Consider the following 8579-nt stretch of genomic DNA (forward strand, 5'->3'; position numbering starts at 1 on the left):
CAGGCATTGGAGCCGCTCCCACCCGGGAAACCCATATGCCTGATGCCCAAAGCGTCGTCAGCGAGCCGACCGCCCCGAAGCGCCAGACGGCTCGACCCGCCCACCGCCTCCACGCACGTTCGCCTGCACGGTGGAGCCCACTCGTCGTTAACTCCGCCTTCCTTCTCGGCGCCGTCACCCTGCCCAACATCGCCACGCAGATCGACACGGGCCCGATCACCATTCGTAGGACCGCGTCCTGCGCCCCCATCGGGCCAGTCGCCAGCCGATACGTCGACAAGAAGAAGGTCTGCCGCCGCGCCCGCAAAGAAGTTCTACACAGCCTCAAGACCGGCCGAGACCCGGATTGGGACGCCGTTATCCGCGACTCCACCCCCAATGTGGTGAACCGTTCTCGCCAATTCCCACCCTCAAAGCGCGCCCGCCAGCGCCCGAAAAGCCACAACATGAACCCGGCGGCGCCACCGAAGGCGTCTGCCGTAACCCCAGGTGCCCGATCAACGAACCGAACCCAAACGCAACCAGTACCGGGGGCACGGTCTCTCGGCGCATCGGCGACACCGAAGCCTTCACAGCATGCCCCGGCGCCTGTCCCAACGTCACGCCCTAACCCATCCGACCGCGCACCGTGGCCGCCCCCATGTGCCGCAGCCATCGCGCTGCTAATCCTGCTCGCATCTGCCGCCTACCTCGGCAAACACCGCCGAAGGGTCTTCGCGGTGACGATGTCGATGCTGCGCCACCTGAAAAGAGGCCCTCGCAAGAGGAATCAGACCACACCCTCACCCGCGACCGACCACGAGGCACCCAGCGCAACCCATATTGCCTCCCTCCTCGCGAAGGGGGCTTCGCTTACCGGTCCGGAAGCCGAAGGCGTCGCCCGCCACATGGCCATGGAGTTCCTTCGCCGTCGGCGACCTGGCTCAGCCGAACTCGTGCTCAGCCGCCCCGACGCCTGGCGGCTATTCGGCATGGACGTCGGCACCCTGCGAGAGGACCGGATTCCCGGCCTGGTCCTGACCGACGACTGTGAGCAGACACGCGTTTTCCTGGCCCGTCAAACCTCGCCCAGGCGACTTCTGCTCGCTTACGGCACTGAAGAAGACGTCCCTCGTGACGGAGGCCAGACCACTGTGGTATCCATATCGACTCGTGCGGAAGGACCCACGAAAATCTCAGCCGGCGTCGAGGTCACGAGCACTCTCGACCCGTCTCTAGCCAGCCGTCTGCCAACGCTCACGAGAAACGACGCCTTCAACTTGCTCATGACGCTGCCGACATGCGCCCGGCAGTGTGAAGACTAGAAGAACCGGCGGGTTGTGCAAGGCTGCCGAGGAGAGTGGGAAGCCCCTTGCCGGAGCCGGCCCGCCAGCGCGGCACACTCCACTAGGTCAGCCTCAAAGAAGGAAACGGAGTCGTCACAGATCGAGTTCGCCGCTGCTCGCCCGCTCGGCCAGGCGCCGCCATGCATCGCGGTCGAGGAGCAGCATCGGTCCGTTCGGGTCTTTGGAGTCGCGGACGGCGATCGCTCCGGTCAGCGGGGCCAGCTCGACGCAACCCTGGCTGCCCTGGCTAGCCGTCGCCTTGCGCCAGTTCAGGGGGGACGGGGCAGTCATTGCATCTCCTCTTCGATACCGCGCAGGAAGGACGCCGTCTCGCGGGGGTCGAGCGCCGAAGCGACCAGCAGGTTGAACTTGGTGTTCATCCGGCTCACCTGGTGCGGTTGCTCCAGGTAGGCGTTACCGGCCTGGCTTTCGACGTATACGACGTCCGGGTCGGTGGGCTCGGGGAAGCCGAGCAGTGAGAACGGTCCGTCGAGCCCAACGTGTGCACCCTTACCGAAGGGTAGAACCTGCACGGTGATGTTGGGAGTGTCGATCGCTTCGAGCAGGCGGCGTACCTGCTCGCGCATCACTTGAGCGCCCCCGACCGCTCTGCGCAGCACGTTCTCGTCCAATATCACCCACAGGGCGAACGGTGGAGTCATCCGGTCGAGGATCCTCTGCCTGGCGAGGCGGAGTTCCAGCAGGCGGTCGATCGTCTTGGGTGTCTCGGCGGGCAGCGTTGCGCGCAGCACCTCCCGTGCGTATTCGGGGGTCTGCAGCAGCCCATGGACGAGCTGGTTGTCGAAGTGCCGCAGCTCGGCGGCCTCGCTCTCCAGCCCGATGTAGGAGCCGAAATGCGGCGGGAAGACGTCCTGGAACTCGTTGTACCAGCCTGGCTGCGCCGCCTCGCGGGCAAGTTGAAGGAGAGCGTCCCGGACGCGGTCATCGGGTGCACCGAAGAGCTCCAGCAAGTCCCTGAGCTCGCGCTGCTTGGGCGGCTGTGCCTTGCCAGTCTCGATACGGCTCACCCGTGATGGCGAGCACTCCAGATGCTCGGCGACCTGCTCGATCGTGTAGCCGGCGTTTTCTCTCAGCTTGCGGAGCTCCGACCCGAGTCGGCGCATCCGGACCGTCGTGACTCGAGGTTGTGGCATCGAATCTCCTTCCATGCTTGGCACAAGTTACCTCGCACAACACCTTGTCTTAGGTGGCGGCGCGACTCGCCGTCGAAGGAAATCCAGACTTTCCTGACATAGCAGCCAGCATTGCCGCGATTCACTGCTGCACACTTGTGCCACACAGATTCCAGGTGCATGCTGGGCCTGTGCTCGGCTGAACGCTGACAGTGATGAGGGGCCTGAGGGACTACGCCGTCCGCCATCGAGCCCAGCCAGAGCGCCCTGCATAACAAAGCGGCCCCGGACGCGGTGCGCCAACACCGGCCGGGACCTTGATCGGAAACAGGAGTTCCGACCCATGCATGATCGTATGAACCCGTCACCCATGCAGGTGAGGCCGCCCACCTCAGACCACACGCCCGCCTACGGATGGGGCCAAGACCAAACCCCAACCCCTCAGCTCACGAGACCGGCGCCTTGGACGACACCCGGCGTGGACCCCGACCAGGCCGTCACCGAACTCGGCAACCGTTTCCCCCGCGCCACGATCTGGTTCGGCGATTTCACGGGAAGCTACTGGGCCCTGATCCGCGCCGAGGACGGCGCCCGACTGATCGAAGGCACCACACCCGCGGACCTGAGTCACCAACTCGACTCCGTGCAGCCGAACCCCTCACGCACCCACCAGCCGCAATCGCCGTCGTCCCCTCCGACGCACCAGAAATTCACCGAGCCTGCGCCGTGCCCGGCACCGGCTGCGCAGTGCCGGTCCGTTCACCGGACCTCCCGAGGCCGCGGCAGCTGCCGCCGTCGCTCTGTCCTACGGCCCCTGAGCAGGAGCGGACGATGCTGACCGGTGCCCCCGCCGACATCCCGGCCGGCGGCGCCTGCGCCTTCCAACTCCCGGGTGACCTGAGCGCCGCCTCCCATGCGCGCTCCCTCGTCGCGGCGACCATGCGCCAGCTGGGCTTCAACCCCGACCCGATCGAGGACGCCCGACTCGCGGTCTCCGAACTGGCCACGAACGCGCTGACCCACGCGTCCTCGACGACGCGGCCGGAACTGTGGATCTGGGCGCGCACCCGCCCCACCCCGCAACTGGTCGTCTCCGTCTTCGACGCCCACCGCGGCGCCTGGCCAACCATTCGCGGCACCGATCTGCTCGACGAGCACGGCAAAGGACTCACCATCGTCGCGGCCCTCGCCACCGACACCGGCACGCACCGCACCCGCTCACGCCTGACTGCCTCACCCGGCAAATGCGTCTGGTTCACCCTCGCGCTTCCCGCCCCTTGGTCGGCGACCACCAGCGTCATCGCCCCGATAGCGGCGGCCGATCGGCTCACCGCGGCACTCCGATCCCGTGGCGTCCCACCACCCGTCGCAGCGACGACAGCGGCATCTCCGTCCTCACCGCAGGAACGGTGAACATCTGGGTCGAGCCCAAGGCGTTCGCCTGGCACAACGGTCAGAGCTACACCCGCGAGCCACTGATCGACTTGCAGGAAACCGCCGAGCGCATCGTCAGCCATCACGAGACCCACGCCCCGACCTCACCGACCTGACGAACCCCCTGGCCGGAACCCGGCCCACATGCCCTGGGGACGCGGCGCCACCTCCCGTCCGCCGCGTCCCCCGCCCCAGCTGCTACCCGTACGGAACGAGACTCCATGCACCCCGCCGCCAGCCGGCTCGCTCACTTGCTGCAAGCCCTCGAAAACATCCGCACCCTCGCCGAACGAGCCGACCGCATCGCCATCGACCGCCTCCTCACCCAACCGTCCGCCACCCGTCACCTCGACGACCACACCCTCGACTTCCTCCGCCGCGCCCAAGACCTGATCTTCATCACCACACAAACCCTGACGACAGTGCTCGCAAGCGACGGCTCGTCCAGCAGCCACCCCGCACACCTCGACGCCGCCGAGGCCTGGCGCCGCGCACACCTCCACCTGCCGCACCCCGACGACGCCCTGATCCTCATCCACATCCAAGAGTTCGAGGAGGGCTACCAGGCCATCCCGATCCTGGTGCCCATCCCAGAGCCGCCGCTGGTTCCCACCAGTGAAACCGCGACCACCCTCGTCATCGACAAGACCACCGGCACCGTCACCCGCTGGCCCCTGCTCCGACTGGACACCCTGGCCAGGCAATACGGCCGCTACATGAACCAAGAACCGATTACCTTCGGCACCCGCCACGTGTAAATCCCTTGTCCACCGGCACGCATGGTCAGTAAAAGGCCATCCCGCGTGCGCGGGGAGCACATGGACGGCACCGACTGGCGGACCGTCAGCCTGGGACCATCCCCGCGTGCGCGGGGAGCACGCCCAAGCCGAACCCGTCGCCCAGGCCGTGAAGGGACCAACCCCGCGTGCGCGGGGAGCACCTCCGGCTCGGACGGGTTCACGAGGACGGTCAGGGACCATCCCCGCGTGCGCGGGGAGCACCGGCCGAGGACCATCTCCCCGGACCGGTGGGCGGGACCATCCCCGCGTGCGCGGGGAGCACGGCCGCATGACGTTCGCCGAGTTCAAAGCCCAGGGACCATCCCCGCGCGGGGATGGTCCCACCAAGAACGAAACCGACGAGCTGATCAACAGGTGCTCCCCGCGCGCGGGGATGGTCCCCCTCCAGTGCGGGCGGCGGCGCGGCCGGGGCCTCCCCACGCACGCGGGGGTGACTCGTCGCGTTCAGGAAACCGTGCTCGTCGAGTTACGAGGAACCAGGCTCGGCCTGCGCGGGCGTCGGGGTGGTGGGCTTGGACGAGAGCCAGGTCGCCGTCGTCGAGCGTGATGACGTTGACGCGTATGCCGTCTGGCCCTAGCAGGTGCCGCGCCTTGGCCATGGCTTGCAGTGTGCGCCTGCTGCGGGGCGCCGTCCATAGTCAATCGTGTGGGAGGCGGTCGCTGACGGGGGTGTGAGCGTGTCGGCGGGCTGGTTGCGGATCCGCTGGCCAACATGGGCATACTAGAACGCATGTTCGGTTTTCTGGTGGAGTGACGTGCGGATTCCGCCTGTCGTCACCTATCGGGCCATCGGTGGTCCTGCGTACCTGCTGGCGTGGGAGCAGCATCCAGACCGCACGTGGTGGGCGCGTCTTCTGTGGCTGGAGCTTCGTCGGGACGGCCAGGTGGGGCGTCATGCGCGTGTCGCGGCCGGTGAGGTCGCTCCCATCGCCGGGCAGGACTACCGCAGTGTTCCGCGTGAGCGGGTGCAGGCGCGGCACGGTCCGCCGAGTGATCTCAGCGATCCTCGGGATCCGGTCAACCGGGCGATCAGCCGTAATCGCGTGCAGGAGCGGTATCGGCGGGCGGTGGAGCGGGGTCTTCGCCGGCGACCGGAACCGGATTTCTGACGTGCTGGGCGTGTTTGAGGAGTGCGGTGGCTGCGGGGATGTGGGTTCGGGGGAAGGTGATCGAGGTCCAGGATCGGGGGTCTCGGTCCTTGGTCACTGGGGACAGCTTCCAGATGCCGGTGCTGGAGAGTTCGGTTACGGCGACCAGGAGGCGTGGGGCTTGGTCGGCGTGGACGATCAGCCATGCGCGGCCCAGGCTGCGGGCAGCGAGGCGAGGACGGTCGGCTTCGAGCGCGCGGGTGCCGCCGTGCAGAACGGCTTCGCCGGCGTCCTGGCAGGCCACCTTGGTGCGGAATCCCAGTCGCCAGAGTTGCTGGACGAGGGGGACCATCTCCACGTCGATGTCGACTCGCTGGCCGTCCGGTGTGATGAGGGGCTGGGCGGGGTGGAATTGCGTCCAGTCGGTCATGGGCTAGCTCCGCAGTCGGTAGGTCGCCCAGCGGCCGGTCAGCTCGGCGTGCTGCCTGACCCAGGAGTCGTCGCGTTGCTGGCTCGTGGTGCGCCACTGCTGGGCGAATGCGGCGGTGAACATGTCGATGTCGGTCGGCGGGGCCTGGGTCCAGGACGGGAATTGGGAGACCCACTGCTCGGCGGCCTGGGGCGAGTGGTCGGCTTTGAGGAGCCACGGGATCAGTAGTGCCAGTTCCAGCCAGGCGGTTCCGCGTGAGACGAACGCCCAGTCGACGAGGTATGCGCGGCCGTCCGGGGTGATGATGAAGTTGTCTTCGTTCAGGTCGGTGTGGAGCAGTGCGCTGCCGGCCAGCGGGGTTACGTCGTCGGCATAGCGTTGCCAGCGTCGTTCGCCCAGGAGTTGCAGGGTGTCGGGGCAGGCGGCGTTCTGGATGGCGTGGATGGTCTTGGCCAGCATCTCCAAATCGGGTGAGCCTGGAGCGAAGTCGGCGGGGCGTCCCTGGATGTAGTCGAATCCGAGGGCGAGCCACTCCCCGGCCTCGGCCTGCCATCGCAGCCGGGGAGCGAACTCGGACACCACTGGGTTGACGGAGGCTTCGCGGCGCAGCGACATCACCTCGGGGCCGTCCCTGTCGGCCAGCTTGCGGGCGGCCTTGACGAAGACCCGCCCGTCGGCGGTGTGCAGGGTGGCGGCGATGTCCGCATGGTTGCCGGTACGGGCGGGTTCGATGCGGCTGATCGGGCCGGTGCTGGCCTCGATCTGGGTTCGCAGGTCCCCGGGCAGGTCGGTCCAGGCGGTGCGCACGGGCGTCCCCTTCTTCTAGGTCAAATTCGGATGGTGAGCGGGGCGGTCTCCGGCAGGAAGCCGCCCCAGTCCAGCAGGGTGCGCCAGTCCCGGCCGCTCTGGTCGTTGCACTCGGGCGGGCAGCAGCTGGTGCCGGCCTCGCCCTCCCAGAACTGCGGGTCGACGTAGTAGCCGGTGGCGTGGAGTTGCGGGATGGTACGGCCCAGGGCGGCGCCGGAGCAGATGTCGTCGTCCATGACCGGCCGGTGGTGGATGAACGAGTCGGCGAGCAGATAGCTCATCGGAACGTACACCTCGGTGCGCTGCAGGCTCAGGTGCCACGCCTGGTCCACCGGCGGGGTCGGGACGATGCGGATGTAGTTGCGCGGATCCTTGCGTTCGGCCCGTCGGATGTTGCCCACAGCCTTGAGGAAGAGCAGGTTCTGGCCGACGACGCGCTGACAGTAGTCGTGGGTGGCGTGGGTGGCCTTGCGGACGTCGTCCACCAGGAGCGCGAACGCCGCCGCGGGGATCAGCTCGCGCGGGTCCCGGCCGATCTGCTCGACCTGGACCGGTCTTTCGGGAGTGACGGTCATGGTGACCTCCATGGTGCGCTTGATGAGTGTGGTCCAACGCCCCGGCCTGCGCGCGTGTTGGCCGGAGCGTGGAGCATTCGGGAGGGGTGGTGCTGCGACCTGCGATAGCTCAGACGTCGACCGTGATCGAGATGCGTTTGTGGTCGGAGTCGGGGTGCTCGGGGTCGCGGAAGTCGTGGACGCGGTACGAGCCGGGCACGTAGGCGTCACGGAGCGGATCGTTGAGGAGGATGCCGTCGATGACCAGGCATTGGCGTCCGTTGGGCCGCTCGATCTGGGTCGGGGTGAAGTCCTGGGCGAGTTCGGCGGCGTGGTGGAAACCGACGCCGCCCTCCCGCTGCCGCGTGGTGGGGTTCCACCATCCGACCAGGGCGTCAAGGGCGCGGGTGTCGTAGATGTGCGGGCCGGCCTGCCTGGCGCCGCCTTGGAACTGGACGCGGTAGTTGATCGCGCGTGGGTTGTGGAGGCCGGGGGTGTTCATGTCGGTGGGTTCGAAGGGGCCGGAGGGGACGGTGTTCCAGTCGCCGAGGAGCGCGCAGGGGATGGCGGGGTCGGCGAGCCGGTCGAACCGCCGGTTGTCGGCGAGGCGGGTGTCGCCGGAGTAGATGTCGCCGTGCGTGGCGGCGATCCGGATGGGGTCGGTGCGGCCGGGGAGGGTGAACAGCATCAGGTTGCGATTGCGGGAGGCGAAGTCCGGGAGCCGGTGGGAGTAGAACCGCCGCACCACGACCTTGGTCGGGTCGACGTAGATGACGGGCGCGAACATCCCCCACTCGCGGGGCAGCGAGCACGGGTGCGGCATGTAGGCCGGGCCGCCCGCGTCCCGCAGCGCGGCGGCGGCCTCGTACGCGCCTTCCATGCCGTTCAGCTCGTACCGGTCGCCCTCGCCGATCACGGCGATGTCGGGCCAGTCGCCGTCGTGGAACATCCCGGTGACCTTGCTGTAGTCGTAGGGGCCGCCGTCGCCGGAGTAGGAGGAGTAGCCGG

General features: G+C 68.0%; 9 protein-coding genes. 3 read left to right on the forward strand and 6 right to left on the reverse strand.

All coding sequences use genetic code 11. The features are described 5' to 3' along the window. Window positions 1–1418 precede the first annotated feature (1418 nt). Both E1284_RS35520 and E1284_RS35525 read right to left on the reverse strand, forming a co-directional pair. Window positions 1419–1616, reverse strand: a complete 198-nt coding sequence (locus E1284_RS35520; RefSeq protein ID WP_131944547.1) for a DUF397 domain-containing protein — start codon at window positions 1614–1616, stop codon at window positions 1419–1421. Beyond that, window positions 1613–2479 (reverse strand): helix-turn-helix domain-containing protein, encoded by an 867-nt coding sequence (locus E1284_RS35525; protein WP_131944548.1) that lies wholly within the window; start codon window positions 2477–2479, stop codon window positions 1613–1615. The genes E1284_RS35520 and E1284_RS35525 overlap by 4 nt, the downstream gene beginning before the upstream one ends. 810 nt (window positions 2480–3289) lie before the next feature. Here E1284_RS35525 and E1284_RS42045 point away from each other — a divergent pair. The 3 genes from E1284_RS42045 (at window position 3290) to E1284_RS35535 (ending at window position 4650) form a co-directional block, all read left to right on the forward strand. After that, the gene (locus E1284_RS42045) at window positions 3290–3871 is read left to right on the forward strand and encodes an ATP-binding protein (protein WP_165965551.1); all 582 of its coding nucleotides are present in this window, start codon (window positions 3290–3292) and stop codon (window positions 3869–3871) included. Continuing rightward, on the forward strand, window positions 3868–4008 hold the full coding sequence (locus E1284_RS42050; protein WP_165965552.1) for a hypothetical protein: 141 nt from the start codon (window positions 3868–3870) through the stop codon (window positions 4006–4008). Before E1284_RS42045 ends, E1284_RS42050 begins: the two co-directional genes overlap by 4 nt. A gap of 105 nt (window positions 4009–4113) precedes the next feature. After that, the gene (locus E1284_RS35535) at window positions 4114–4650 is read left to right on the forward strand and encodes a hypothetical protein (protein ID WP_131944550.1); all 537 of its coding nucleotides are present in this window, start codon (window positions 4114–4116) and stop codon (window positions 4648–4650) included. A 1071-nt stretch (window positions 4651–5721) separates the two neighbouring features. Here the strand turns inward: E1284_RS35535 and E1284_RS35540 are convergent. From E1284_RS35540 to E1284_RS42055, 4 genes are all read right to left on the reverse strand, one after another. Further along, window positions 5722–6210: a hypothetical protein gene (locus E1284_RS35540; RefSeq protein WP_131944551.1), complete on the reverse strand. Its 489-nt coding sequence runs from the start codon at window positions 6208–6210 to the stop codon at window positions 5722–5724. Window positions 6211–6213: 3 nt separating this feature from the next. Next, entirely contained in the window at window positions 6214–7017 is an 804-nt protein-coding gene (locus E1284_RS35545; protein ID WP_131944552.1) for a phosphotransferase, read from the reverse strand. A gap of 20 nt (window positions 7018–7037) precedes the next feature. Next, window positions 7038–7592: a glycine-rich domain-containing protein gene (locus E1284_RS35550; protein ID WP_131944553.1), complete on the reverse strand. Its 555-nt coding sequence runs from the start codon at window positions 7590–7592 to the stop codon at window positions 7038–7040. Between the two features lie 109 nt (window positions 7593–7701). Next, on the reverse strand, window positions 7702–8579 hold an 878-nt coding region (locus tag E1284_RS42055; RefSeq protein ID WP_207924135.1), incomplete at its 5' end, for a hypothetical protein.

This window comes from Actinomadura bangladeshensis (genome assembly GCF_004348335.1).
Taxonomy (GTDB): domain Bacteria; phylum Actinomycetota; class Actinomycetes; order Streptosporangiales; family Streptosporangiaceae; genus Spirillospora; species Spirillospora bangladeshensis.